The following is a 24,822-nucleotide window of genomic DNA, read 5'->3' as shown; positions in this document are numbered from 1 at the left end:
CTCCGCTTTGACGCCGGCGTCCGCGAAGACTATGAACCGGGCTCATGACACAACATGACAACGATACTGCCTGGCCGGACCACAAACCGACCGCGCTGTTGGTGCTTGCCGACGGCACGGTGCTGGAAGGATTTGGTCTCGGCGCCGAAGGCCACGCCGTCGGTGAAGTCTGCTTCAACACCGCGATGACCGGTTATGAGGAGATCCTCACCGATCCCTCCTATGCCGGCCAGCTCATCACCTTCACGTTCCCGCATATCGGCAATGTCGGCACCAACGAGGACGACATCGAGACGGTGAACATGGCCGCGACGCCCGGCGCGCGCGGCGTGATCCTGCGCACCGCCATCACCGATCCCTCGAACTATCGCGCCACCAAGCATCTCGACCAGTGGCTGAAGGCCCGCGGCATCATCGGCCTCTCCGGCATCGACACCCGGGCGCTGACCGCGCTGATCCGCAGCAAGGGCATGCCCAACGCGGTGATCGCGCACGCCAGGAATGGCGAGTTCGATCTGCACGGCATGAAGGAAGAAGCGCGCGAATGGCCGGGCCTCGAGGGCATGGACCTCGTGCCGATGGTCACCTCCGGCCAGCGCTTCACCTGGGACGAGACACCGTGGCTGTGGGACAAGGGCTTTGGCCAGCAGGACAAGCCTGAGTTCAACGTGGTCGCCATCGACTACGGCATCAAGCGCAACATCCTGCGTCTGCTCGCCGGCGTCGGCTGCAAGGTGACGGTGGTGCCGGCAACGACGTCATCCGAGGACATCCTGGCGATGAAGCCGGACGGCGTATTCCTGTCGAACGGTCCGGGCGATCCGGCCGCGACCGGCAAATATGCCGTGCCTGTGATCCAGGACGTCATCAAGTCGGGCACGCCGACGTTCGGAATTTGCCTCGGTCATCAGATGCTCGGCCTCGCCGTCGGCGCCAAGACGAGGAAGATGCATCAGGGCCATCACGGCGCCAACCACCCCGTGAAGGACGAGACCACCGGCAAGGTCGAGATCACCTCGATGAACCACGGCTTTGCCGTGGACGAGAACACCCTGCCGACGGGCGCGACCCAGACCCACATCTCGCTGTTCGATGGCTCCAATTGCGGCATCCAGCTCGACGGCAAACCGGTGTTCTCGGTGCAGTACCATCCCGAGGCCTCACCGGGTCCGCGCGACTCGCACTATCTGTTCCAGCGTTTTGCCGACCTGATGCGGCAGAACAAGAGCGCGTAAGGGCTACCCTCTCGTGCCCCCGGGCGCAGTGCCATAGCGCGTCGAGACGCGCGTGAACGCGCTTTAGGCGCCGCTCTTTGCGGCGTGCTGCGCTGCTGAACCGGGGCCCATGCCCGCGGCACTCTGGGTCCCGGCTCTGCGCAGCAGCGCAAGAGCGCTGCAGCGCGTCCGGGACACGAGACCTCCAGAGGAACGCCTCCTCCTGCTTTAATGTTGTCTCGACACCTTCGTGTAGCAGGAGCCCGTGCCATGTCCGTCGTCCGCGACAATGCCGAGCCGCTCGCCATCGTGTTCGAGGATGACGGGCTCGTGCCGAACAACATCCTCCCCTTCCTGGTCTACCAGGGTGCGGTGACGCTCGATCCGAAGCAGCCCGAGGAAACCATCGAAAATCTGTTCGGCGCCAACGATTGGGGCGGCACGTGGCGCAACGGCGTCTACGACTATCTGCACTATCATGCGACGGTGCACGAAGTGCTCGGCGTCGCGCGCGGCAGCGCTCGCGTCCGCTTCGGCGGCGATCACGGCCAGGAGCTGGAGATCAAGCCCGGCGATGTCGTCATCCTGCCCGCCGGCACCGGACATCAATGCATCAGGGCGAGCGAGGATTTCTGCGTGATCGGCGCCTATCCGCCGGGCGCGAAGATGGAGATCACGCGGCCGACGCCGGAGAATCATGCGAAAGCGCTGAAGACGATTCCAAAAGTCGCGCTGCCGCCGGCCGATCCGGTGCGAGGCAAGGATGGGCCGTTGATGCGGCTGTGGCGATCGTGAGTCGCGAACGCTGGCTGCAGACGCCGCGTCCCGGCACAAGGCCAAGACGACGTCGTTGATGCAGTCTGCCTACGCCTCGTTGCCGCCTTCCTGTCTTGTGGCTTCGAACAGGAACCAGGTGCGGCGCTCGGTCTCGTCGATGAAGATTTCGAGGATGCTGGCGCTGGCGACGTCGCCGGCCTCGTCGCAGACCTCGTGCGCCTTCCGCATTGCGGCTGTGACGTGCTTGTTGTCCTGCATCAGCTCGCGCAGCATCTGGCGTGGCGGGACGTAGTCCTCATTATTGTCCTTGATGGTCTGGAGCTTGGCGACCTGGCCGATCGACTTCAGCGTGGCGCCGCCGATCTTGCGGACGCGCTCGGCAAGCTGGTCGGTGGTGGCGAAGATCTGGTCCGACTGCTCGTCGAGCAGCAGATGATAGTCGCGGAAATGCCGGCCGCTGATGTGCCAGTGGAAATTCTTGGTCTTGAGATACAGCGCGAACGCGTCGGCCAGAAGCACGTTCAGCGCCTCCGAAACCTTGTTGACCGCCTGGGACGACAGATCGGTGGGCGTATCGAGGTCGGGCGAGACCTTGTTGGGGGCTTTGCTCACGGGAAACCTTCCTGTTAGGACGCAGACATTGACGGCGCGCCGCCGCACCCCTAACGCAGGCGGGCAGCGCCGGTTCCTCTGCCGGAACCGTTTGCCGGGGCCTTCGATTAACATGGACGATTGGATCGATTACTACGACTCCACGCACACGATCTATGTCAGCAAGCTGCATCGCGACTTGCACTTCCAGATCATCGCGCGGGACATCATCGGCTACATCTCCTCGCCCGAAGCGACCGTGCTCGACTATGCCTGCGGCGAGGCGCTGTCGGCGAGCCAGGTGGCATCCGCCTGCGGCAAGCTGATTCTCGCCGAGCCTGCGCCCGGCGTGCGCGGCCGGTTGATCGCGCGGTTTGCCCCGAACACAAAAATCCGCGTCCGCTCGCTCGACGACGTCCGCAAGATGCAGGAGCAGTCGATCGATCTCGTCGTGATGAACTCGGTCGCGCAATACATGACGCCGGACGAGCTCGATGCCGCGTTCCTCAACTTCCGCCGTATCCTGAAACCCTCCGGCAAGCTGGTGCTCGGCGACATCCTCCAGCCCAATGTCGGCATGTTCAGGGACGTCACAGCGCTGCTCAGCTTCGGCCTGCGTCACGGCTTTTTGAAAGATGCGCTGATCGGGCTTATCAGCACCGCACTGTCAGATTACCGTCATCTGCGCACGCGCATCGGGCTGCAGCGCTACAGTGAGGAGGAGATCACCGCCAAGCTCAAGGCAGCCGGCTTCGCGGTCCAGCGCGCACACGACAATATCGGCCACAATCGCTGGCGCATGACCTTCATCGCGCGGCCGCCGTTGGTTCGGTAAGCTTCCTGGGTTCGTTAAGCTTCCTGGGTCCGTTAAGCATAACGTCCGGCCGAGGTGGCTTGTCGCACCCCGATCGGTAATGATCGCCGCGGCCCGGTGGCGGAAGTGTCTACGCGAGGGCGGTGCATCGCTCTTTATCCTGGTTCAAATCCAGGCCGGGTCTCCACGCTTCGCCCTGACGGGCTACGCGTGGCGCCGCCACGCTAGACCGGCGGGGCAAAGCGTGTCCGGCGTAGCTTGAGCGAAGCGAAAGCGTAGACGGACGGGATCGGAGGCCAAGGCGCCCGCTCAATCCCCCTCGACCACGTCACATTCCGACACAAGCTGAAGCCGGTCGGCGTCCTTCGCTGCGGAAGTGATGACGGCATCGAGCAGGCCCGGAAAGCGTGCGTCCAGATCCTCCCGGCGCAGCCGCACGAATCGGTTGGTGCCCGCCACGCGGGTCTGCATCAGGCCGCATTCGCGTAGCTTGGCGAAGTGGTAGGCGAGATTCGACTTGCCGCTGAGCGCGTTGAAGTCGCCGCAGCACAATTCGCTGCTGACACGTTCCTGCTGGGCAAGCTGGTAGACGATCGCCAATCGGATCGGATCGCTCAGGCAATCCAGAACCATCGGCAGCTCGATCTGCTCGCGGCTTGGGTGGAGAGGTGTGCGACTCATGGTGTGACGATCATAGCGAAGTGGCCCCGATGTTCAATAGTTCTTGAACCAATTGACTCATGGATCGGTCTAATTGATAGTTCAATAAACGTTGAACATAAGGACTTTTCTAATGAGCGTGTTCTGGCTGGCCCTGGCGGCCTTTGCGATCGGTACGGAAGGCTTTGTTATTGCAGGTCTTTTGCCGGCGATCGCGACCGACCTGTCGATTTCCGTCTCCGCCGCCGGCCAATTGGTCACCGCCTACGCCCTCACCTACGCGGTCGGCTCGCCGATCCTGGCGGTGACCTTGAACAATATCGACCGCCGCACCGTGCTGGCCCTGGCGCTGTCGACCTTCATCGCCGGAAATCTCGCGGCGATGGTGGCGTCCAATTATGCCCTGCTGCTGGCCTCGCGCATGCTGATGGCGCTGGGCTCCGGGCTATGCATGCCGACCGCGCTCGCGGTGTCCGTGGCGGTCGCCTCGGCCGAGCGGCGCGGCCGCGCGGTGGCGCTGGTTACCTCGGGACTCACGGTTGCGACCGTCATCGGCGTTCCCCTCGGCAATCTCGTCGGCAGCCTGTTCGGCTGGCGCGCGACCTTTGCCATGGTCGCCTTGATCGGCGCCGTTGCGCTCGCCGGCCTCCTGCTTGGCCTGCCCCGCGGCCTGCCGCGCAACACAGCTTCGCTCAGCGAGCGGCTGGCGGTGGCGCGTCACGGCAACGTCCTGATCGCGCTTCTGATCACGACCCTGTGGGCGCTCGGCGGCTTCACCATGTTCACCTATTTCGCGGTCCCGCTGCGCGGCCTTGGATTCGACGCCTCGCAGATCAGCCTTGCGCTGCTGGTGTTTGGCGGCGCGGCCGCGATCGGCAACATGCTCGGCGGCGTCCTGGCCGACCGTCTCGGCACGCTCGCCACCGCAGGCCTCGGGCTCGCGGGCACGGCCAGCGCGCTGATCCTGCACTCGCTGGTCCTGAAGCTGATGCCGGGACAGGCGCATTATGCGGTCCTGGGTGCGATCTTCCTCTGGGGCATTTCGGGCTGGGCGTTCTATCCGGCCCAGGTCGCCAGCATCATCCGGATCGACCCGCAGGCCTCGATGATCGCGCTCTCCCTCAACGCCTCGGCCATGTATCTCGGCTTTGCGATCGGCGGAGCCTTGGGCGGCGCCGTGCTTGCGGCGTGGAGCCCGGCCGATCTCGGCTGGGTCGGCGGATTGAGCGTTTCGGCAGCTCTTCTGGTGCACCTCGCCCGGGGCTGGCAGGCCCGGCCAAAAGCCGTCAAAATTGCCGGTTGATGGGCGTTTTTCGGGGTTTCGCCGCCCCGAAAACTGGTCTAAGACCCACACCGCGCGCGAGGGGGACCACCGCGCTCTCGGCCAAAGGGACGCGCAGCCAGCGCGCCCTTTTTTTGTGCCCAAATTCCACTTCGGCGAGAGTTGATGCCCAAACGTACAGACATCACCACCATCCTGATCATCGGCGCCGGCCCCATCGTGATCGGCCAGGCCTGCGAGTTCGACTATTCGGGCACCCAGGCGGTGAAGACGCTGAAGGAAGAGGGCTACCGCATCGTCCTCGTCAATTCCAATCCGGCCACCATCATGACCGACCCGGAATTGGCCGATGCGACCTATATCGAGCCGATCACGCCCGAGATCGTCGCAAAAATCATCGAGAAGGAACGTCACGTCATCCCCGGCGGCTTCGCGCTGCTGCCGACCATGGGCGGACAGACCGCGCTGAACTGCGCGCTGTCGCTGCGCCAGCAAGGCACGCTCGAAAAGTTTGACGTCGAGATGATCGGCGCCACCGCGGACGCGATCGACAAGGCCGAGGACCGCCAGCTGTTCCGCGAGGCCATGACCAAGATCGGGCTTGAGACGCCGAAGTCGCGGCTCGCCAACGCCTCCGCCCTGAAGAAGTCGTTCCGCGACAAGTACCAGGCCGAACGCGCGAAAGCATCGGGCGCGGCGCTCGCAGAGCTCGAGCGGCAGTGGACGCTCGGCGAAAGCGACCGCCGCAAGCGCTACCAGGAATATGCGCTCGGCCAGGCGCTGATGGCACTGTCCGAGATCGGCCTGCCTGCGATCATCCGCCCCTCCTTCACCATGGGCGGCACCGGCGGCGGCATTGCCTACAACAAGGAAGAGTTCCTCGACATCATCGAGCGCGGCCTGGATGCGTCTCCCACCAACGAAGTGCTGATCGAAGAATCCGTGCTCGGCTGGAAAGAGTACGAGATGGAGGTGGTGCGCGACAAGAAAGACAATTGCATCATCGTCTGCTCGATCGAGAACCTCGATCCGATGGGCGTGCACACCGGCGATTCCATCACGGTGGCGCCGGCGCTGACACTGACCGACAAGGAATACCAGATCATGCGCGACGCCTCGCTGGCGGTACTGCGCGAGATCGGCGTCGAGACCGGCGGATCCAACGTGCAGTTCGGCGTCAATCCCGAAGACGGCCGCATGGTCGTCATCGAGATGAACCCGCGCGTGTCGCGTTCGTCCGCGCTGGCCTCGAAGGCCACCGGCTTCCCGATCGCCAAGGTCGCCGCCAAGCTCGCGGTCGGCTACACCCTCGACGAGATCGCCAACGACATCACCGGCGGCGCCACGCCGGCCTCGTTCGAGCCGACGATCGACTATGTCGTCACCAAGGTGCCGCGTTTCGCCTTCGAGAAATTCCCCGGCGCCTCCACCACGCTGACGACGTCGATGAAGTCGGTCGGCGAAGTCATGGCGATCGGCCGCACCTTCCAGGAGAGTTTGCAGAAGGCGCTGCGCGGGCTCGAGACCGGCCTCACCGGTCTCGACGAGATCGAGATCGAGGGTCTGGGCCAGCACGACGACAAGAATGCGGTCCGCGCCGCGCTCGGCACGCCGACACCGAACCGGCTGCTTCAGGTCGCCCAGGCGATGCGGCTCGGCTGGTCGAACGAGGACATCTTCAACTCCTGCAAGATCGACCCGTGGTTCCTCGGCGAGATGCGCGGCATCGTCGACATGGAGGCGAAGGTCAGGAAGAATGGCCTGCCCGGCAACGCCTTCGGCATGCGCACGCTCAAGGCCATGGGCTTCTCCGACGCGCGGCTCGCGGTGCTCGCGGAGACGACGGAAGCCGAGGTGACGGGGAAGCGTCACGCGCTCGGCGTCCGCCCGGTCTACAAGCGCATCGACACCTGCGCGGCCGAGTTCGCTTCGCCGACCGCCTACATGTATTCGACCTATGAGGCGCCGTTCGCGGGCGTGCCTGCGGACGAGAGCTCGCCGTCCGGCAAGAAGAAGGTCATCATCCTCGGCGGCGGGCCGAACCGCATCGGCCAGGGCATCGAATTCGACTATTGCTGCTGTCACGCCTGCTTCGCGCTACACGATGCAGGCTACGAATCCATCATGGTCAACTGCAACCCGGAAACGGTGTCGACCGACTACGACACCGCCGACCGGCTCTATTTCGAGCCGCTCACCGCCGAGGACGTGCTGGAGATCATCGCGAAGGAGCGCACGAACGGCACGCTGCACGGCGTGATCGTGCAGTTCGGCGGCCAGACCCCGCTCAAGCTCGCGCATGCGCTGGAAGCCGCCGAAGTACCGATCCTCGGCACCTCGCCCGACGCCATCGACCTTGCGGAAGACCGCGACCGCTTCAAGCGGGTGCTCGACAAGCTGCGGCTGAAGCAGCCCAAGAACGGCATCGCCTATTCGGTCGAGCAAGCGCGGCTGGTCGCGACCGATCTCGGCCTGCCGCTGGTGGTGCGCCCGTCCTACGTGCTCGGCGGCCGCGCGATGCAAATCATCCGCGAGGAGAACCAGCTCAGCGATTACCTGCTCGGCACGCTGCCGGAGCTGGTGCCGGCGGACGTCAAGGCGCGCTACCCGAACGACAAGACCGGGCAGATCAACACCGTGCTCGGCAAGAACCCACTGCTGTTCGACCGCTATCTGTCCGATGCGACCGAGATCGACGTCGACTGCCTCTGCGACGGCAAGGACACTTTCATCGTCGGCATCATGGAGCACATCGAGGAAGCCGGCATCCATTCCGGCGACAGCGCCTGCTCGCTGCCGCCGCATTCGCTGGATGACAAGATGATCGAGGAGCTGGAGCGGCAGACCCGCGAGCTGGCGCTCGGCCTCGACGTCGTCGGCCTGATGAACGTGCAATACGCCATCAAGGACGGCGATATCTACGTGCTCGAAGTCAATCCGCGCGCCTCGCGCACGGTGCCCTTCGTCGCCAAGGTGGTCGGCACACCCGTTGCGAAGATCGCGGCGCGCGTCATGGCCGGCGAGAAGCTTCCCGACTTCAAGCTGAAGAAGGCGAACTTCGACCATGTCGGCGTGAAGGAATCGGTGTTTCCGTTCGCCCGCTTCCCCGGCGTCGATACCGTGCTCGGCCCCGAGATGCGCTCGACCGGCGAGGTCATGGGCATCGACCGCTCCTTCGCGGTGGCGTTCGCCAAGAGCCAGCTCGGCGGCGGCACGCGGGTGCCGCGCAAGGGCACGGTGTTCGTCTCGGTTCGTGAGAGCGACAAGACGCGCATCACCGAGGCCGTTCGCGAGCTGCATTCGCTCGGCTTCAAGGTGCTGGCGACGTCGGGCACGGCCCGCTTCCTGACGGACCAGGGCATCCCCACCGAGAAGGTCAACAAGGTGCTGGAGGGCCGGCCGCATATCGTCGACGCCATCACCAATGGCGACGTCCAGCTTGTCTTCAACACCACCGAAGGCCCGCAGGCGCTCGCCGACAGCCGTTCGTTGCGGCGCGCGGCCCTCTTGCATAAAGTGCCGTATTACACCACTCTTTCCGGGGCCGTGGCGGCCGCGCAGGGCATCCGCGCCTATCTGGGCGGGGACCTTGAGGTTCGGACCCTGCAGAGCTACTTTTCGGAAACCTGATCGCGAGCGGAAGGCCCAACCTTCCGTTAAGTGATTGGCGATGAAGCCACAATGGCCGGAGGAACTGTCCGGCCATATGGTTGTTCTGTTCCGGCGCCAAGCCCATATGAGCGTCCGGCGGCGAGCGCGTTGAGCCTCCGGATAGACTGACGAATCAAGTTGCGTGCGCGCTGACATTTCGGGGCGCGCGCGACCGAAGGACGAGAGAAGAGATGGAAAAGGTACCGATGACAGCGGGCGGCTTTGCCGCGCTCGGGGAAGAATTGAAGAAGCGGCAATCGGAGGACCGTCCGCGGATCATCGAGCATATCGCCGAGGCGCGCTCGCACGGCGACCTGTCGGAGAACGCGGAATATCATGCCGCGAAGGAAGAGCAGTCCCACAACGAAGGCCGCATCGCCGAGCTCGAGGACAAGTTGGCGCGCGCCGACATCATCGACATCTCGAAGCTGTCCGGCGACACCATCAAGTTCGGCGCCACCGTGACGCTGGTCGACGAGGACACCGAGAAGAAGACCGTGTGGCAGATCGTCGGCGAGGTCGAGGCCGACGCCAAGAAGGGCCGGATCTCCATCACCTCGCCGCTCGCGCGCGCGCTGATCGGCAAGAAGAAGGGTTCGACCGTCGAGGTCAACGCCCCCGGCGGCGCCAAGGCGTACGAGGTCACCAAGGTGGAGTGGCGGTAGGGATTTGCCGTTGCGTGTGATTTGAAAAAGGCCGCGCACTGCGCGGCCTTTTTTGTTTCTGCATGATGCTGGGAATGCGAGGCGGGAAGCTCCCCACTCTCATGTCCCGGACGCGCTGCAGCGTTCTTCTGTTGCGCTGAGCCGGGACGCAGAAGACAACGCGGTCGGACGCGGTGAGATGGGCCCCGGCTCTGCGGCGCACCGCTGAAGAAGCGCTGCGCTGCGTCCGGGGCACGAGATCGCGCGAGCTACCTTCTTCCCCTCACCTCCAGCGGCACGGCCGCCTCGTATTTCGAGTTATGCAGCACCAGCGAGGTCCGCACGTTGCGCACGTGAGGAGCGGCGGTCAGGTGGGTGACGAAATCCTGGAAGGTCGCCATGTCGGGTGCGACGCATTTCAGGATGAAATCGACTTCGCCCGACAGCATCCAGCACTCGCGCACCAGTGGCTCGGCGCGGACGAACTCCTCGAAGGCACGCAAATCCGCCTCGGCCTGACTGGAGAGGTGCACTGCGGCAAACACCGTGACGTCGAAGCCGAGCTTTCGTGCGTCCAGAAGCCCGCGATAGCCGTGGATATACCCCTCCTCCTCCAGCGCCCGGACGCGGCGCAGGCAGGGCGGTGGCGAAATGCCGACGCGCTTGGCCAGCTCGACATTCGTGATTCGACCGTCGGCCTGAATCTCGGTGAGAATTTTCAGGTCGATCTCGTCTAGGTTCCGCGACACGTGATTGGAACTCCTGGCCTTTGCGGCGGTATTGGGTGGGCTGGTCGCAATCCTCATAGCCTAGACCGCGCGACTAGCGCAATTTTATTGCGCGTGCACCGCAATCGACTTTTGTTCCCTGTTGGAAAAATCCGCCGACAGGGAATGCAATTCTTGCATAGCTCACCAGAAGGCTTAGATTAGCTCTGATATTTCAGCGCCTCCGCGAGGCCTCCCGGCACGTTCCGCGCCCGCGCTGCAATCCCCCGTGAAAGGCGTCCGTTGAAATGTCCGCCACTATCCATGCCAAGGTCGTCATTATTGGCTCCGGCCCGGCCGGCTACACTGCGGCGATCTACGCCGCGCGCGCGATGCTCGAGCCGATCCTGATCCAGGGCATCCAGCCGGGCGGCCAGCTCACCATCACCACCGACGTCGAGAATTATCCGGGCTTCGCCGACGTGATCCAGGGCCCCTGGCTGATGGAGCAGATGGAGAAGCAGGCGCTGCATGTGGGCACCCAGCTCAAGACCGATCTGGTGATCAAGCTCGATACCATGCAGCGACCGTTCCGCCTCACCTGCGATAGCGGTGACGTCTATCTCGCCGACACCGTGATCCTCGCCACCGGCGCCCAGGCGCGTTGGCTCGGGATCTCCTCCGAAGAAACCTTCAAGGGCTTTGGCGTATCGGCCTGCGCCACCTGCGACGGCTTCTTCTACCGCGGCAAGGACGTGGTCGTGGTCGGCGGCGGCAATACCGCGGTCGAGGAAGCGCTGTTCCTGACCAATTTCGCCTCGCAGGTGACTGTGGTTCACCGCCGCGACCATTTCCGCGCCGAGCGCATCCTGCAAGACCGCCTGTTCAAGCATCCCAAGATCAAGGTGGTCTGGGACAACGCCATCGACGAGATCTGCGGCGAAGCCAATCCGGGCAAGGTCACCCATGTCCGCCTCAAGAACGTCAGGACCGGCGCGCTGACCCAGCTCAAGGCCGACGGCGTCTTCATCGCCATCGGGCATGCGCCGGCGACCGAGCTCGTGAAAGACCAGGTCAAGCTCAAGCCGTCGGGCTATGTCGAGGTCGCCCCGAACTCGACCGCCACCTCGGTGCCCGGCCTGTTCGCCGCCGGCGACGTCGCCGACGAGACCTATCGCCAGGCCGTGACGGCTGCCGGCCTCGGCTGCATGGCGGCTCTCGAAGCCGAACGATTCTTGGCCCTGCGCGCCAGCGAGCGCGCGGCAGCGGAATAAAGATCATGGCACGAACACGCGACGGATTTACGGATATGGACTGGGACAAGCTGAAGGTGTTTCACGCGGCGGCGGAAGCGGGCAGCTTCACGCATGCCGGCGAGCAGCTCGGCCTGTCGCAATCGGCGGTGTCGCGCCAGGTCTCGGCGCTGGAACAGGAGCTCTCGGTCTCGCTGTTCCACCGCCACGCCCGCGGCCTGATTCTCACCGAACAGGGCGACCTCCTGTTCCGCACCGCGCATGACGTGTTCATGCAGCTGCAGGCGGCGCGCGCCAAACTGACCGACAGCCGCGAGCGGCCGAGCGGCGATCTCAAGATCACCACCACGCCCGGCGTCGGCATCAACTGGCTGATTCCGCGGCTCGGCGAATTCACCGCGCTCTATCCGGAAATCCGGATCTCGCTGATCGTCACCGACGAGGAGCTCGACCTGTCGATGCGCGAGGCCGACGTCGCGATCCGCACCCGCAAGCCGACGCAGCCGGATCTCATCCAGCGCAAGCTCTTCGCGATGGGCTTCCATGCCTATTGCTCGCCTGATTACATCAAGCGCTTCGGCACGCCGCGCACGCTGGAGGAGCTCGACTCCCACCGCATCATCACGCTCTCCGACGGCAACTTTGCGCCGCATCTTCAGAACCGCAACTGGCTGGTCGAAGCGGGGCGCAACGGCTCGGGTCCGCGCGAAGCCTATTTCAGGGTCAACAACATCCTCGGCCTCGTCCGCGCCTGCCAGCAGGGCCTCGGCATTGCGGCGCTGCCGGACTATCTGATCGAAGAACAGAGCCGCCTCGTGCAACTGTTCGGCGAGTCCGACTCGATCCAGCTCGACACATATTTCGTCTATCCGGAAGAGTTGAAGACGGTCGCACGCGTGCAGGTGTTCCGCGACTTCGTGGTGAGCAAGGCGCAGCGCTGGCCGTCCTGATTTCCGCATGTCTGACATGCGACCTCGGCGGTTGCTGCATGGCGCTTGGCAAGATCATACTGTGTGCACGCTGAGCCTTCGCGTTGCGCATTTGTCCCCCTCCTCCAGTGGCGCGGGAGTTCAGTAATCCCTCTTGGAAGGTGATTGTGTCGGCCTCACGTGGCCAATACCTTAAGCCGGACCCTCTCGGGTCCGGCTTTTTTTCTGTCCGGTTGAGCTCTCGCCTTCCGCGTGTATTGACAGTTCCACGCCAACCCCGCATCATTTGCAAATGATCACGAAGTCGTGCGCAATCTCGTCGAAGGCACTCGCCTCGAGAAAAGGCCCCCATCCGGGGACCTCGGATTTTTGCGCGCGCTAACTAACTAAGCTTCGTCATCGCGAGCCAATCCCGAAAACCCCGCCGCCTGGACGGGGTTTTTTCATGTGCCCCCGTCTCAGGTTTTTTCCGAGAAGGAGATGGAACATGACCGGACTACAGGAACATTTGCACGGGCTCTGGCTGCCGCTGGTGACGCCGTTTCGCGACGGCGCGCTCGACGAGAGGTCGCTGCGGCGGCTGACGCGGCATTACATTGGACAGGCCGTGGACGGCTTCATCCTGGGGGCGACCTCCGGTGAAGGCATGACGCTGCGCGACACCGAGCTCGAACGCCTCGTCGCCATCGTGCGCGACGAGATGGCCAACGGCCACAGCAAGCTTCCGATCTGCCTCGGACTTTCCGGCGCGGACACCTCGCGGCTGAAGGCGCGTCTCGACGAGACCGCGGACTGGCCGATCGACGGTTATCTGATCGCGAGCCCGTATTATTTACGGCCGTCGCAGCGCGGGCTGTTGGCGCATTTCGAGGCGCTCGCCGATCACGCGGCCTGGCCGCTCGCGCTCTACAACATCCCCTATCGCACCTCGGTCAACATCACCAACCAGACGCTGCTGCGGCTTGCCGAACATCCCAACATCATCGGCCTGAAGGATTGCGGCGCGAACCGCGAGCAATCCATCGCGCTGCTGCGCGACAGGCCTGCGGATTTTCGCGTGCTGACCGGCGAGGATGCGAACTACTTCGAGGCGCTCAGTGACGGCGCCGACGGCGGCATCGTGCTGTCAGCCCATCTCGAGACCGCGACGTTTGCAGCTGTGTACGCCGAACTGAAGCACGGCAACCACGATGCGGCCCTGGCGTGCTGGCACGAGGTCACTGAGCTGACGCGCCTGTTGTTCACCGAGCCCAGTCCCGCACCGGCAAAGTACTGGCTGTGGCGCACCGGCCTGATCGACAGCCCCGAAGTGCGGCTGCCGATGGTCGAAGTCGGCAGCGAACTCGCAGCCCAGCTCGACCGCGAGATCGAGCGGCGGATGAAAGTCGCGGCGTAGCTGTTCTTTCGCCTCTCCCCGTAAGAACGGGGAGAGGGTGTGAGAGAGCTGAGTGCGTGGTTAACCGCGCGCGAACGGCCTTCGCTGCTGCCGCATGGCACATCCACGGGTCGTTTACGCAATCGCGCCTATCGTTTGCTTTCACAGTCTTCAAAAGGGGGAATGACCATGGGGCAACGCATCCGCCCGCCGGCGGCAGACATATTCGCGTCCGCTGATTTCTTGCGGGGAATTCTGGTAGTGTCGTCGTTCGGGTTCTGGGCGGTGATGCTCGGCCTGATGCCGGTCCTGGTGTTTCGGATCTGGCTGGCCTGACACAATGCGCGTCCGGATGGTTAATCCGTAGGTTACACCTGTGTTCGAATGCGCGCGGGATTGCGAACTGGAATCTTAAAACATCCCGCGTACCGTTCATGCCCATAAGCGAAGAAATCGCGGGGGCGTTTGTGAATAGTCATAACGAGGCGGCGTCGCATTACGACGCCGGACAGCACGGCTTTACCACCGAGGACATTCTCTGGGCCACCGGGATCTGGTCGGTGATCCTCACCTTGTCGCCGGTGATCGTGTTCTACATGCTGATGGTGGCGTAACTTCCATAGCGATCTCCAGAAACGCAAAACGCGCGGACAGCCGCGCGTTTTTCGTCCGGGGAATGATTTATGAAAATTATGCCGCCTGCTTGTGCATTGCGCCGGATGCCGACGCCGTGCCGCGAATAGCCTTTACCGAACGCTCGATCGCCGCCCACAGCCTTGCGATTTCCTGAGCGGCACGGCTCTCGGCCTGATATTCCCGCGCGCCTTCGCCGTGGCTCAGCGCCATCAACAAATCCGAACGGTTGGTGATCTGGCCGCCCCACACCGGAGCTCGGAATTTCGCCAGCGCCTCGCGGGCGATGGTGACGATCGGGCTTTCGGACTCGTCGCGGCGCGCCGGCGCACCGTTGAGCACGACCGCGTAGGGCTTGCGCGCCGCACGGCACATCTGGATCGTTTCCTGCACCGCGTTGACGTCGAACACGCCGGGACGGGCGGGAATCACGACCATGGTGGCATTGCGGATGGCGTCGTCGACGACGGCCGACAGGTTCGGCGGCGTGTCGATCAACACCCATTCATAACCGTCGCGCTTGGCAGCGGAGACGATCCCGCTGACCGAGTTCACCGCGGACTTGATCGGCGGTTCGTTGGTGCCACGCAGCTTGTGCCACAACGTGAGCGAGCCTTGCGGATCCGCATCGACGAGCAGTATCGGCTTGGTCGCCTTGATCTGCGCGGCGAGATGTGCGGCCAGGGTACTCTTGCCCGAGCCGCCTTTACGCGATGCAAAAACAATAACGTTCATACCTTCGGCCTCCAGATTGACCCCAGGCCGTGAAAATGAATCAGCGCGCTGATTCGTGAAAGAAAAATTTATCGAGAGTTGCGCCGCCGCCACGAAATAACAAAGCGTGTTGGCTTTTGAGTCACACTGCTTCGTGCGACCAAGATACCAACTGCAATGAAACGCCCTTCCCACAAGCAATCGCGGGTTTTTGAGCAGTGCGCCGGGACGAGGCGGAATGCAACCTTGCCGCGCAAACCCCTATCCGGTTCTTTCCGATCGCGCGCATTCGTCATTGTCGCGCAAGCGTCCGCAACGCGGAGGCGAACAAAAGGAGTCCGGTGGCTGGTGTGTGGCTGATGCCGGACATGCAGATGCCCGGGAGGCGAAGACGTGCTTCGCGCTTTTGCCCGGGCATGATGGCGTTTCAGAAAAGGAACGCGGCGCCTCGCGCTCAGCCTTCGCTGGATTTCTTCTTCTTGTTGGCTGCCTTGGGCGCCGGCTTGGTGCTCTTCTTCGTGGTCTTCGCCGTGGTCTTCGCCGTCTTGGGCGCGATGCTGGTCGGCTTGCCGGCGCGGGGCGCGGCCGCCTCGCCCGGCTCCGGTCCCGGCCGGAAGAACGGCCGGCACTGCGGCGAGAGCTGCGACTTCTTCTGGATCATGCAGGCGGTGATGGCGTCGACGTTGGGAACGAACTCGCCGCACAGCCGCATCGCATCCGGCGTGCAGGCCTGCTGCTCCTCCGGCGTGTAGGCAAGGCCCGCGCCAGGGTGGATCAGGACGGCCAGGGCGATTCCGGAGATCGCAGCAGCCATGGATCTCTTCATGGATGTCTTAAAGCGGAACGGCGGCATCGATCCCCCCAAATGTCGAGTCGGATGGAATAGTGGGTGAACGGGCGTTGGTTGGCAACCGAGGGGAGATGCGAAAGCCGGGACGTGTGCGGTCTCGGCAACAGGGAGGTGGGCCCACCGTCTTCTCCGCCGTCATGCCCCGCCACCGGGTCTCGCCTTCGGCGAGCCCGATGACAGGCTCCGGCGGGGCATCCAGTACGCCGCGGCCTCTCGGCCGATCACGACTGCCTCTGGAATACTGGATCCCCCGCCTTCGCGGGGGATGACAGCTGGGTGGAGAAAAAACGCGAAAACAACCCCATGCACAGTAGCCAAGTCCAGGTACGGATTGCGGTTTGCGGATTGGATTTTGCAGATTGCGGTCTACGGATTTTACGAAATCGATTTGACCCGTCGGGCAAAACAGTGGCATGATGGCATGATCGAGGGATGCGTGGGGTGGTCGGCTGTCTCCCCGTGAAGCGAGGGGCGCATGGCCACAATGTTGATCGTCGCGCCGGTGTTTGCGCTGATCGCGGCGGGCTATGCCGCGGTGGCCGTCCTCGCCGCGTCGTGTTCGCGATCGGCTCGGTCTACGGCAACATCGTGATGCTCGGCATTCCCTTGACGCTCTCGGCGCTGGGCGTTGAGGCGGCAGGCCCGATGGCGCTGATCCTGTCGGTGAACACGCCGCTGCTGTGGCTCTGCGGCACGCTGCAGATGGAGCTGGTCGGCCGCAAGCAGACGGCCTCGGCGGTGTCGCTGATCCTGCCGGTGCTGCTGGATCTCGCCCGCAACCCGATCATGCTGGCGATCGGTTTCGGCCTGCTCTGGCGCCTCACCGGCCTCGGCCTCCATCCGGTCGTCGACAGGACCATCGAGCTGTTGGCGCAGGCGGGATCGCCGGCGGCGCTGATCGCGCTCGGCATCAACCTGTTCCGGTTCGAGGTCAGAGGCGAGAAGCTCGGCATCCTCGCGATGAGCGCGCTCAAACTGCTGGCGATGCCGGCGGCCGCCTTCGTGCTGGCAAAGCTGCTCGACCTGCCGCCGCTCGCGGCCGGCGTCGTCGTGCTGTTCGCGGCAATGCCGACCGGCGCGAATGCCTACATCTTCGCGGTTCAGTACCAGCGGCTGGTGAACCCGGTGTCGGGCGCGGTGGCGTTGGGGACGTTGCTGGCGGCGGTGACGCTGCCGGTGATGGTGATGATCGTGGCGGGGTAGTCGATGGCACGCGTTGACTGCTGCGGCATTAGGGTAGTTCGGCGGCCTCGGTGGGGGTATGCGCGAGGTAGATCGTCTGAGACGCTGTCGGGTGATCGTAAGGATGGTATGATTGAGCCGGGGGATTAGTCAGCAATTCTGACAGGAGCACAAGATGGCTCTCCTAAAACGCGAATTATATCGTCATGTGACAGGCCCTGAGGTCACCCACGCGGATCGCTGCACACTCGTTTTCGATACCGACGCAAAGAATTTATACGTCGAACGCGAAGTGGCGCATTTAGACGCCAGCGTTGTTGGTACGATTGATATCCAATCAGCAACGATGGATATCGCTGACTACCTCAAGCAGGGCGGTCAAACTGCCGGGCACCGCGAGCTATGGCGCTTACTGCGAACGATCTTCAAAGAGGACGACAATTCGGAAGAGATGTAAGTTGGATCAGGGGTTCAATTTCCCCGTAGGTTATCCCAACATACTATTACAAGACCCAATGGCAAAAACCCTTTACGCGAAGGCCACCGAAGACCAACGCCAAGCGAGACCACAGCGAAAACGCGTCCTAACTCGTATCTGAGTGCAAGAGCCTTCCACAGGTGCCGTTTCTTCTCTTTGCGCATATCTGGCCACACGCAAAAAGCCGCCAAGGTCTCCCTCGGCGGTTCGTGCCGTTGCATTTTGCGTAGAGGTACTGCGTCGAGCGGTGCTCGAACGCAGCCCGTGCTCGCTCTTGTTTGGACGCACGCGACCTTCAATGAGGCGGTGGGTGCGTTGCCAGTGTGTCGGGCCAACGATCCCCGACCCTTATGAAATATGACTGGCGTCGATGCTCTTCAAGCCAGCACCGCTGTCCCATTCGATGAAATGGCGAAGACGTTTCACTTGGGCGAGGGGTTTTGGACCGTGCGAACAATGGCGCTATTGGGCGCGGTTTAGTTCGTTGCATATGGCGCTCTCGGATTTAGCGGCCGAATGGGCGCTAGGTGGCGACTACGCTTCAAGAGCGGTCGGCAGCTTAGTTGCGCATGCCGCGGTCGGCGCCATTTGCGGGGCTGTCACGGCCAAGTTTTTGCCCGCGAACCGTTGAGGCTGCGGCCTTCCGATATTAGTGAGTACGGTGCACTAATTTGTGTTGCCGGGTGTCGCAGGTGCCTTGCCGCAGGTAGCGTCGGCCGGCCGCTCGGCGACGAGCGTTTCTTCGCCGGCCTCTTACGACTGACCAAGCGATGGCTCAAGCTGGCAAAACGAGAGGATCCAAACCGTCCAAGCCGGGAAGCCCCCAGCAGGACGTGGAGTTTCGTGCACTGTCACCGTAATGGCGGCGACTTGTCTCAAACTGAGTACTCACGCTGGAGGGCTCACGAGCGAAGTTGATGTGGAATAGGCTGTCCCAGCTACGCGCTTTCAACGTTGAAACAGAATTGGGAGCAGCAAATGTCGATCGTGAGAGCTATCGCCCTGTTTGTAATTCTCGCATTCGGAGGCATCGTGATCGCCGCCGGGTTCGTGACATCGCAAGCATCGGCGAGCAAAATGGATGGCAAGGCTGGGGGCTGGGGTGGACGTAACACAGCGCATTATGATGCCCCGAAGAGCGGCACCGCGAAGCCGCCGACTTCCGCGAAAAAGCCACCCGCGCAGTGAACATCAAGGGCGGCCCGTCGGCTCACAAGTCGGCGGGTCTTCTTTTGGGACAAGGAGGTCTAGGTGGCAGCCGCTTCACCTGGGGCGGCGGGGACAGGCGTGGCGCCATCAAAGGGACGTCGCACCAGCTCGCAAATTATCAATGCGTAGGGCCCAGGAACGTGCCCGATCTACTGCGCCTCGTGGGTGTGGAAAAGCAGCGCCACGGTTCACGCTGGCGGGCCCAGCACTCCCGGCGCTCTGATCCGCAATTGAATCGGCAGCCGGGAGCCTTGGGGGCTGGAAAGCAAGCCGTGCCACGCTCGCTCTTAAGCTGCAATCCGTGAGACGTCGAACTCCGGTAGTTGTCCGGACTCCATTTCCGGAACGGGGTGTTCTACTGAAGGAACACCGGCGAGATTTGAGCACCAACCAATTTTTAGTTGTCCGGGAATGCCGCAGTGGGGGCTGGAACCACGCTGCGGCTTTTCCCATTGGGCTTAGTTCCTAGCCGTCGCGGCACGGAACGCCGAAGTTGTCGCAGGTGAGAGCGAAGGTTTCTTTCGCCTTCGCATCTTCAAAGCAGAAGCGCGTGCCGACATCCGCGCGATCGATCCACCAATCAATTTTACTGTCCTTTGCAATGCGCGAGGCTTCTCCTCGTAGCAGATCCAACTTTTTTCCAGCAACGTGGACGATCAGGCAATTTTCCTTGGTCATGAATGACGTCCTTATAATTGAAACAACGGCTCAATTTGATTCCGACAAAATGAAAATCGTGTGGCGTCTCCCCAGAGAAAGATGATCGTTGATCCCTCTTCAGCTTCCGTCGGCCCCAATGCGGCTCCTTGCCCTTCGGATTGAATTCGGGGACGTGGTGACGGTTCAGTGATTACGGTGACAGTGCACTAATTTATGTTGCCGGGTGTCGCAGGTGCCTTGCCGCAGGTAGCGTCGGCCGGCCGCTCGGCGACGAGCGTTTCTTCGCCGGCCTCTTACGACTGACCAAGCGATGGCTCAAGTTGGCAAACGAGAGGATCCAAATCGTCCAAGCCGGGAAGCCCCCAGCAGGACGTGGAGTTTCGTGCACTGTCACCGCAATGGTATATTTTTTGCGGTTCAGTACGAGCGGCTGGTGAACCCCGTGTCGAGCGCGGTGGCGCTGGGGACGCTGCTGGCGGCGGTGACGTTGCCGGTGGTGGTGATGTTCGTGGCGGCGGTGAAGTAATTCCACGCCACTCAGGCAGCCCAGTCCATAATCGCGTCAATGAAAGTCTGAGCCTGGCGGATCGCGTCCACCCTCGTCGAACAAACACCGACCGACACGGTTCGGCCCTTACCGACAGTCCACTGCCAACCGGATAAATAGCGCATTTCGACGATGGAGAAGCTTACGCCGCGATGTTCCACGGAGGACCTCCGCTGACATGTTGCTGTGTCCCGAAGCGTACCCCAAATGCTGAATAGGGTCCAGCCGGACACAGCCGGCAGACCTGATGTCTGTCATCGTAATTGTATGACCTTCAGGTTATGAGCCTGCTTCAGGTTATGAGTCTGACGACTGCCGAAGGGGCTATTGAACACGCTGGCCCGCGCGCCAGGCCATCCCCCAGAAGTCTGCCTCGAGTCGGGTGGCCTCCTTGAAGATCGCAATCAGTTCTGCCTCGCGGGCCGGCGTGGCGTAGAGATCGGCGAGATGCTCCATATGCGCCCGCGCTTTGGCAGCGACCTCCTGGTACGGCGCGCCGGCGTACTCGGCGATCCAAACGCGATAGGCGTTCGTCGCAGCGTCCGCATCGGGTCGCGAGGCGAGCCGCGTTGCGATCTCCGCGTACCCGATCACGCAGGGGGCAAGTGCCACCTTGAGGGCCAGCAGATCGCCGCGCATTCCCGCGTCGAGCACGTAGCGTGTATAGGCCAGCATCTCGGCCGCCGGAGGGGCCTGTTCAAGGTCGGTCGGGGATAGACCCCATTCGGCACAGAGCTTCACATGCAGGTTCATCTCGACATCGAGGATGGCCGAAAGGCCGGCCGCTGCTTCACGCATGTCGGCAAGTCTGGGCGACTTGTAGACCGAGAGCGCGTAGGCGCGAGCAAACTCGATGAGGAACAGGTAGTCTTGAACGAGGTAATGACGAAACGCCGCTTCGGGGAGCGAGCCGTCTGCCAATCCGTTCGTGAAGGGATGCTCGGTGTAAGCCCGCCACTCAACGGATGCTTCTGTCTTGAGACGCTCGAAGAAACTCACGATCTTTTTCGCCTGGCTTGCTTGTCCATGAACGCCTTTGGCTCGCTACCGATAGCGCATTGCGAACCGAGGAGCTACGGTGACTGCGCACAAAACTGGCTTTGAGCAGCGTTGCGGATGGGGCACTCCCCGCGTCGAGAGTTAGCACAAATAGTCGACAGAAATCAGCTGACAGGCCTGCGCAACTCAGAATAGAATATGACGCAGCGGGAGGTGAACTAACAGAATGCCGAAAGAATTCGATTGGGAGCGAGGATTCGATCGCAACCAAGTGCTTGGTCAGCTGAAGGGCATTCGAAAAAGTGACGGTCGCTCTTTTGACTCGGCCGGATATGCATTTTGGCTTCCAGTACTTCACTCAGCTATCCGTGCGACACGACTTGCAGAGCCAGTCAAAGCGAAATGTATCGCGGCTTCTGTGTCTGACCCATCGTTGAGCCTAACTGACCCCGATGCATTTCTGAATCGTTGCAACCAAGAACTTGAACGACTATCGCGGCTGCCTAAGTCAAAATTCGTACTGTATACGACGGTCACCTATTCTGGCCCAAGGCTGATTGATTGGATCGGCGACTATAGCGCGCGCATCTATTGGCACCCTAGCTCGCGTGGTAGCTTTTTGCGCAAAGCAAGAAAGGCTCAGGAAGCTCAAAAATTTCATCGGAGAGCAAATAATATCCCTCGGGAAGACGCGACACTCTGTCCGATTGTAGTGCACGTATCGGCCCACGATCCCCTCGATGCATTCGAAACGGCAAACGATTACGTCGATCGATTTCGAGGCATGCTCAACCTTCTTGTGAATTCGGGCCAATCGGTCAATCCCTTCGCCAGAATGACCGCTCCTCACGCGGTGAATAAGTTTCGCCGCGGCCCTTTTCATTCAATCCACCATCCGGACGGCTCACTTGCCACTGAAACCTTTTGGTATGAGCCGCGGTGGGCGCACAATGCTCCATCCGTGACGTTTAATGACCCTCCAGATTATCGACGGAGCGTCCAGCGCTGGTGGCGCACGCTGCAACGCAACCCGATGAGAGATTTCATTTCTGACGCCCTCCTGGGCTATTGCCGCGCGCTCGATCTACATGAAGCGAACACTGCATTGCTAGGCATATGGCAGGTGCTAGAGAAGCTTATGGGCACCGACAGGTACGATCTTCTAATTGATCGTCTGGTTCGAATATTCCGGGATCATGCTGATGCTCGTCTAATCGCAGGACACATACGTCTTCGCAGAAATCAAACCGTCCATTCTGCACACAGTATCAGCCGTGAAGCAGATGCCATTCTGGTGCAAGCCGAAATGCTCGCGGGCCAAGCCATCTTCTTCTATCTCAGGAATGCTGGAAGATTTCAAAGCCTCGGCGAGCTGCATGACTTTCTCGATCTGCCATTGGATCAGGAAAAGCTAAAGCGAAGGCAGAAGCTGTCAGAATTCTTTATCCAATACCAAAATCGAAAATGACACGACCAGACCACTGGAAGCACGATCGCAACTACTTCTACAAGTACATGACTTGCGACACCGCTGATGCAGTACTGAGAAATCGCTCCTTGAAGTGGTCGCCAGCGTCGGCATTCAACGATCCATTCGACATGCAATTTGATTTGCATTTGGATTTTGACGAGGAGAGCCTCGTTCGAAAATGCGGGCGGGATTTCAAGGAAATCATTTTTGGTGGGCGAGACTTTAATCCGAGCGTTGGCTTAGGCAATGTTCTATCGCGATTACAAGTAATCGGGCCTCGAATGCCCACTATCGAATTGGACAGCTACATAGAGATGGCCATCCGGATGGCGATTAAGAGCGTCGCCCCGGATATGAAATCTATGCACACTGACCTTCGCAATCACTTTGGGCGATACAAAGTGCTATGCCTTTCGGAAAGAAACGACAGCATTTTGATGTGGTCGCATTACGCCGCCAATCACACTGGAATTGCAATCAGACTTGCGTGCCTTGAGGAGACCGATAGTTCTTGGGCCGTAGCTCAGCCCATCAAGTATTGCGAGCGAATGCCGAGGTTCGTTGACGAAGAAGAGTTGCGCGCACTGATCTCGGGACAGGCTGAGCTTCGTCGTGAAGCAATCGTGGAGCGGACGATTTTCACCAAAGCCGAGGACTGGCGGTACGAGCGCGAGTGGCGGGTCTATCGCCCCTCCGAACATACCGCAGCCGAGTATCTGGAGTTCAATCCTCCAGAGCTTTCGGCAATCTATTTTGGCTGCCGAACTCCAGAAGAGGCTCGCGAGAAAATTTCCGCTCTTGCGCTAACGATCAATCCTGATGTGCAATTATTCTCGGCCTTCAAATCCGAGAGAGAATTCGCGCTCGAATTAGAACAGATCAACTAGCCAGCAAGGTGGGTTTTCGCCAAGCTATTGAAATCATTGGTACAGTTGGGTGGGCTCGAACCACCGACCTCCTGTTCCACAGACAGGCGCTCTAACCAACTGAGCTACAACTGCATCCTTGCGAGCCGCCCGGGGGGCGCCCTGAAACGGGCCGGTCACCGAGGGGGCTGGACGGGGCGGAAACTAGGTGCAACGGGCGTTTTTGGCAAGGCCGCAACACCCCCAAATCGTGCCCTCAGCGACGTTATTTCCAAAGCAAAACCCGGGCCTCGCGGCCCGGGTTTCTTAATGAATTCAGGCTCGATCGCTCAGGCGGCGGGCGGGTAGAGCTTCGCGGCAGAGGCCTTGATCGGCTCGGCGGCGGCCGTGGCAGCCCGCTGGGCAATCTCGGCGAGCTCCTTGGCCTGGGCCTGGAAGGTCTCGAGCTGCGTCTTGGAATGGTTGGTCCACAGCGCGAACGCGTCCTGCGGCGACTTCACGCTGAACAGCTCCTGGGTGAAGTCGAGATGGGCTTTGGTGTTGGCCTTCGCGAACTCCATCAGCTTGGCAGTGTACTCGCTCGCGCCCTTGTGGGCGGAGGTGAACACGGCCTCGACGGTGCCATTGTGGGTTTCGGCCGCGTCCTTGAACTTGGCGTAGCTCTCGCGGGCCTGCGACACGCCCTTTTCGGCGAACGCACGCATCTGCTCGGGGACCTCGAACGGAATGATCGAGGCAGAAAACGGATCAGTCGCACCTGTCATGGTTTGTCCCTCACAATAATGAAAAAACGGAGTGAGCCTTCTGGCGCGCCCGCCGGCCAACCGGGGCCATGTTCTGGCGGATACGAAGTCTGGAAACGCGAAACGAATGATGGCTCGCCCAGCGCCCACACCATGGCTGCCTAAGATGTCAACATTGTGCAACGCAACGTGTCTGGGGGTGCGTTGTGAAAATTTAATTCGCGGTGAGGATGAGGTTCCCAGGTAATGGAACCCTTGGTTGAGGTATTTGGGTGACGTCTGAGCGCGCGCCTCGTTCTTCGAGACGACCGCTGCGCGGTCTCCTCATCAGGATGAGGCTGGGCGGCATCGGTGCCTGCCGGCATTCCCGCCGTGCACACCGCCCTCATCCTGAGGGCCCGCCAAAGCGGGCGTCTCGAAGGATGGGGATGCAGGGGCGATGCGGCTTGCTGGTCCGGCCGGATTAAGGTTATCGCGGCTTTAAGCCCTCCCCGATAGACCTGAGCCGTGGACCTGCCCGCGCCTGCGGGCGATACTAACCCTTTCTTAAGGCTGCCATTCCCGGCAGCTCGT

The 24,822-nt window shown here is 61.8% G+C and carries 24 protein-coding genes and 1 tRNA gene; 16 read left to right on the top strand and 9 right to left on the bottom strand.

Features of this window, described 5'->3' with window-relative positions:
* The first annotated feature begins 44 nt into the window (after nucleotides 1-44).
* Both carA and QCM77_RS30990 read left to right on the top strand, forming a co-directional pair.
* On the top strand, nucleotides 45-1,235 hold the full coding sequence (gene carA / locus QCM77_RS30995; RefSeq protein ID WP_279661353.1) for a glutamine-hydrolyzing carbamoyl-phosphate synthase small subunit: 1,191 nt from the start codon (nucleotides 45-47) through the stop codon (nucleotides 1,233-1,235).
* Nucleotides 1,236-1,484: 249 nt separating this feature from the next.
* On the top strand, nucleotides 1,485-2,009 hold the full coding sequence (locus QCM77_RS30990) for a cupin domain-containing protein (RefSeq protein WP_279661354.1): 525 nt from the start codon (nucleotides 1,485-1,487) through the stop codon (nucleotides 2,007-2,009).
* A gap of 69 nt (nucleotides 2,010-2,078) precedes the next feature.
* Here QCM77_RS30990 and QCM77_RS30985 read toward each other — a convergent pair whose 3' ends face one another.
* Entirely contained in the window at nucleotides 2,079-2,603 is a 525-nt protein-coding gene (locus QCM77_RS30985) for a Dps family protein (protein WP_279661355.1), read from the bottom strand.
* 112 nt (nucleotides 2,604-2,715) lie between these two features.
* Between QCM77_RS30985 and QCM77_RS30980 the strand changes: the two genes are divergently transcribed.
* On the top strand, nucleotides 2,716-3,417 hold the full coding sequence (locus tag QCM77_RS30980; protein ID WP_279686134.1) for a class I SAM-dependent methyltransferase: 702 nt from the start codon (nucleotides 2,716-2,718) through the stop codon (nucleotides 3,415-3,417).
* A gap of 288 nt (nucleotides 3,418-3,705) precedes the next feature.
* Here QCM77_RS30980 and QCM77_RS30975 read toward each other — a convergent pair whose 3' ends face one another.
* On the bottom strand, nucleotides 3,706-4,077 hold the full coding sequence (locus tag QCM77_RS30975; RefSeq protein ID WP_279661357.1) for an ArsR/SmtB family transcription factor: 372 nt from the start codon (nucleotides 4,075-4,077) through the stop codon (nucleotides 3,706-3,708).
* Between the two features lie 112 nt (nucleotides 4,078-4,189).
* On the opposite strand from QCM77_RS30975, the gene QCM77_RS30970 reads away from it, so the two are divergent.
* The 3 genes from QCM77_RS30970 to greA all read left to right on the top strand — a co-directional run bounded on the left by QCM77_RS30970 (nucleotide 4,190) and on the right by greA (nucleotide 9,654).
* The gene (locus QCM77_RS30970) at nucleotides 4,190-5,359 is read left to right on the top strand and encodes an MFS transporter (RefSeq protein WP_279661358.1); all 1,170 of its coding nucleotides are present in this window, start codon (nucleotides 4,190-4,192) and stop codon (nucleotides 5,357-5,359) included.
* 144 nt (nucleotides 5,360-5,503) lie between these two features.
* Nucleotides 5,504-8,968, top strand: coding sequence for a carbamoyl-phosphate synthase large subunit (carB, locus tag QCM77_RS30965; protein WP_279661359.1), 3,465 nt, complete (start codon nucleotides 5,504-5,506; stop codon nucleotides 8,966-8,968).
* Between the two features lie 212 nt (nucleotides 8,969-9,180).
* A complete protein-coding gene (gene greA / locus QCM77_RS30960; RefSeq protein ID WP_279661360.1) occupies nucleotides 9,181-9,654 on the top strand; it encodes a transcription elongation factor GreA in 474 nt (157 codons plus the stop codon).
* A 248-nt stretch (nucleotides 9,655-9,902) separates the two neighbouring features.
* On the opposite strand, the gene QCM77_RS30955 is transcribed toward greA, so the two are convergent.
* Nucleotides 9,903-10,382, bottom strand: a complete 480-nt coding sequence (locus tag QCM77_RS30955) for an Lrp/AsnC family transcriptional regulator (protein ID WP_279661361.1) — start codon at nucleotides 10,380-10,382, stop codon at nucleotides 9,903-9,905.
* Between the two features lie 266 nt (nucleotides 10,383-10,648).
* On the opposite strand from QCM77_RS30955, the gene trxB reads away from it, so the two are divergent.
* The 5 genes from trxB (at nucleotide 10,649) to QCM77_RS30930 (ending at nucleotide 14,511) form a co-directional block, all read left to right on the top strand.
* Nucleotides 10,649-11,614: a thioredoxin-disulfide reductase gene (gene trxB, locus QCM77_RS30950; protein ID WP_279661362.1), complete on the top strand. Its 966-nt coding sequence runs from the start codon at nucleotides 10,649-10,651 to the stop codon at nucleotides 11,612-11,614.
* A gap of 5 nt (nucleotides 11,615-11,619) precedes the next feature.
* Entirely contained in the window at nucleotides 11,620-12,543 is a 924-nt protein-coding gene (locus tag QCM77_RS30945) for a LysR family transcriptional regulator (protein ID WP_007614700.1), read from the top strand.
* Nucleotides 12,544-13,009: 466 nt separating this feature from the next.
* The gene (locus QCM77_RS30940) at nucleotides 13,010-13,918 is read left to right on the top strand and encodes a 4-hydroxy-tetrahydrodipicolinate synthase family protein (RefSeq protein WP_279661363.1); all 909 of its coding nucleotides are present in this window, start codon (nucleotides 13,010-13,012) and stop codon (nucleotides 13,916-13,918) included.
* A 39-nt stretch (nucleotides 13,919-13,957) separates the two neighbouring features.
* Nucleotides 13,958-14,233 (top strand): hypothetical protein, encoded by a 276-nt coding sequence (locus QCM77_RS30935; protein WP_279661364.1) that lies wholly within the window; start codon nucleotides 13,958-13,960, stop codon nucleotides 14,231-14,233.
* Nucleotides 14,234-14,331: 98 nt separating this feature from the next.
* Nucleotides 14,332-14,511: a hypothetical protein gene (locus QCM77_RS30930; RefSeq protein WP_279661365.1), complete on the top strand. Its 180-nt coding sequence runs from the start codon at nucleotides 14,332-14,334 to the stop codon at nucleotides 14,509-14,511.
* A 76-nt stretch (nucleotides 14,512-14,587) separates the two neighbouring features.
* On the opposite strand, the gene QCM77_RS30925 is transcribed toward QCM77_RS30930, so the two are convergent.
* The gene (locus QCM77_RS30925; RefSeq protein ID WP_007596685.1) at nucleotides 14,588-15,265 is read right to left on the bottom strand and encodes an AAA family ATPase; all 678 of its coding nucleotides are present in this window, start codon (nucleotides 15,263-15,265) and stop codon (nucleotides 14,588-14,590) included.
* A gap of 433 nt (nucleotides 15,266-15,698) precedes the next feature.
* Nucleotides 15,699-16,097: a hypothetical protein gene (locus tag QCM77_RS30920; RefSeq protein WP_279661366.1), complete on the bottom strand. Its 399-nt coding sequence runs from the start codon at nucleotides 16,095-16,097 to the stop codon at nucleotides 15,699-15,701.
* 438 nt (nucleotides 16,098-16,535) lie between these two features.
* Between QCM77_RS30920 and QCM77_RS30915 the strand changes: the two genes are divergently transcribed.
* The 3 genes from QCM77_RS30915 to QCM77_RS30905 all read left to right on the top strand — a co-directional run bounded on the left by QCM77_RS30915 (nucleotide 16,536) and on the right by QCM77_RS30905 (nucleotide 18,942).
* Nucleotides 16,536-17,297 carry an AEC family transporter gene (locus QCM77_RS30915; RefSeq protein ID WP_279661367.1) on the top strand — a complete coding sequence of 254 codons (762 nt, stop codon included), beginning with the start codon at nucleotides 16,536-16,538 and terminating at the stop codon, nucleotides 17,295-17,297.
* 154 nt (nucleotides 17,298-17,451) lie between these two features.
* Nucleotides 17,452-17,733: a hypothetical protein gene (locus QCM77_RS30910; protein WP_279661368.1), complete on the top strand. Its 282-nt coding sequence runs from the start codon at nucleotides 17,452-17,454 to the stop codon at nucleotides 17,731-17,733.
* A 999-nt stretch (nucleotides 17,734-18,732) separates the two neighbouring features.
* The gene (locus tag QCM77_RS30905; protein ID WP_279661369.1) at nucleotides 18,733-18,942 is read left to right on the top strand and encodes a hypothetical protein; all 210 of its coding nucleotides are present in this window, start codon (nucleotides 18,733-18,735) and stop codon (nucleotides 18,940-18,942) included.
* 486 nt (nucleotides 18,943-19,428) lie between these two features.
* Here QCM77_RS30905 and QCM77_RS30900 read toward each other — a convergent pair whose 3' ends face one another.
* Nucleotides 19,429-19,641: a hypothetical protein gene (locus tag QCM77_RS30900; protein WP_279661370.1), complete on the bottom strand. Its 213-nt coding sequence runs from the start codon at nucleotides 19,639-19,641 to the stop codon at nucleotides 19,429-19,431.
* An 853-nt stretch (nucleotides 19,642-20,494) separates the two neighbouring features.
* Nucleotides 20,495-21,169: a thiaminase II gene (gene tenA, locus QCM77_RS30895; RefSeq protein ID WP_279686132.1), complete on the bottom strand. Its 675-nt coding sequence runs from the start codon at nucleotides 21,167-21,169 to the stop codon at nucleotides 20,495-20,497.
* Nucleotides 21,170-21,395: 226 nt separating this feature from the next.
* Between tenA and QCM77_RS30890 the strand changes: the two genes are divergently transcribed.
* Together QCM77_RS30890 and QCM77_RS30885 are read left to right on the top strand one after the other, a co-directional pair.
* Nucleotides 21,396-22,637, top strand: a complete 1,242-nt coding sequence (locus QCM77_RS30890) for a hypothetical protein (RefSeq protein ID WP_279686131.1) — start codon at nucleotides 21,396-21,398, stop codon at nucleotides 22,635-22,637.
* Nucleotides 22,634-23,527 carry a DUF2971 domain-containing protein gene (locus tag QCM77_RS30885; protein WP_279686130.1) on the top strand — a complete coding sequence of 298 codons (894 nt, stop codon included), beginning with the start codon at nucleotides 22,634-22,636 and terminating at the stop codon, nucleotides 23,525-23,527. The genes QCM77_RS30890 and QCM77_RS30885 overlap by 4 nt, the downstream gene beginning before the upstream one ends.
* Nucleotides 23,528-23,564: 37 nt before the next feature.
* On the opposite strand, the gene QCM77_RS30880 is transcribed toward QCM77_RS30885, so the two are convergent.
* Nucleotides 23,565-23,641 (bottom strand) — tRNA-His (locus tag QCM77_RS30880).
* A 194-nt stretch (nucleotides 23,642-23,835) separates the two neighbouring features.
* Nucleotides 23,836-24,270: a phasin gene (locus tag QCM77_RS30875; protein WP_279661375.1), complete on the bottom strand. Its 435-nt coding sequence runs from the start codon at nucleotides 24,268-24,270 to the stop codon at nucleotides 23,836-23,838.
* Nucleotides 24,271-24,822 lie beyond the last annotated feature (552 nt).

It is taken from the genome of Bradyrhizobium nivariense (assembly GCF_029846695.2).
Taxonomy (GTDB): Bacteria; Pseudomonadota; Alphaproteobacteria; order Rhizobiales; family Xanthobacteraceae; genus Bradyrhizobium.
This window is presented reverse-complemented; position numbering and strand designations above follow the sequence as displayed.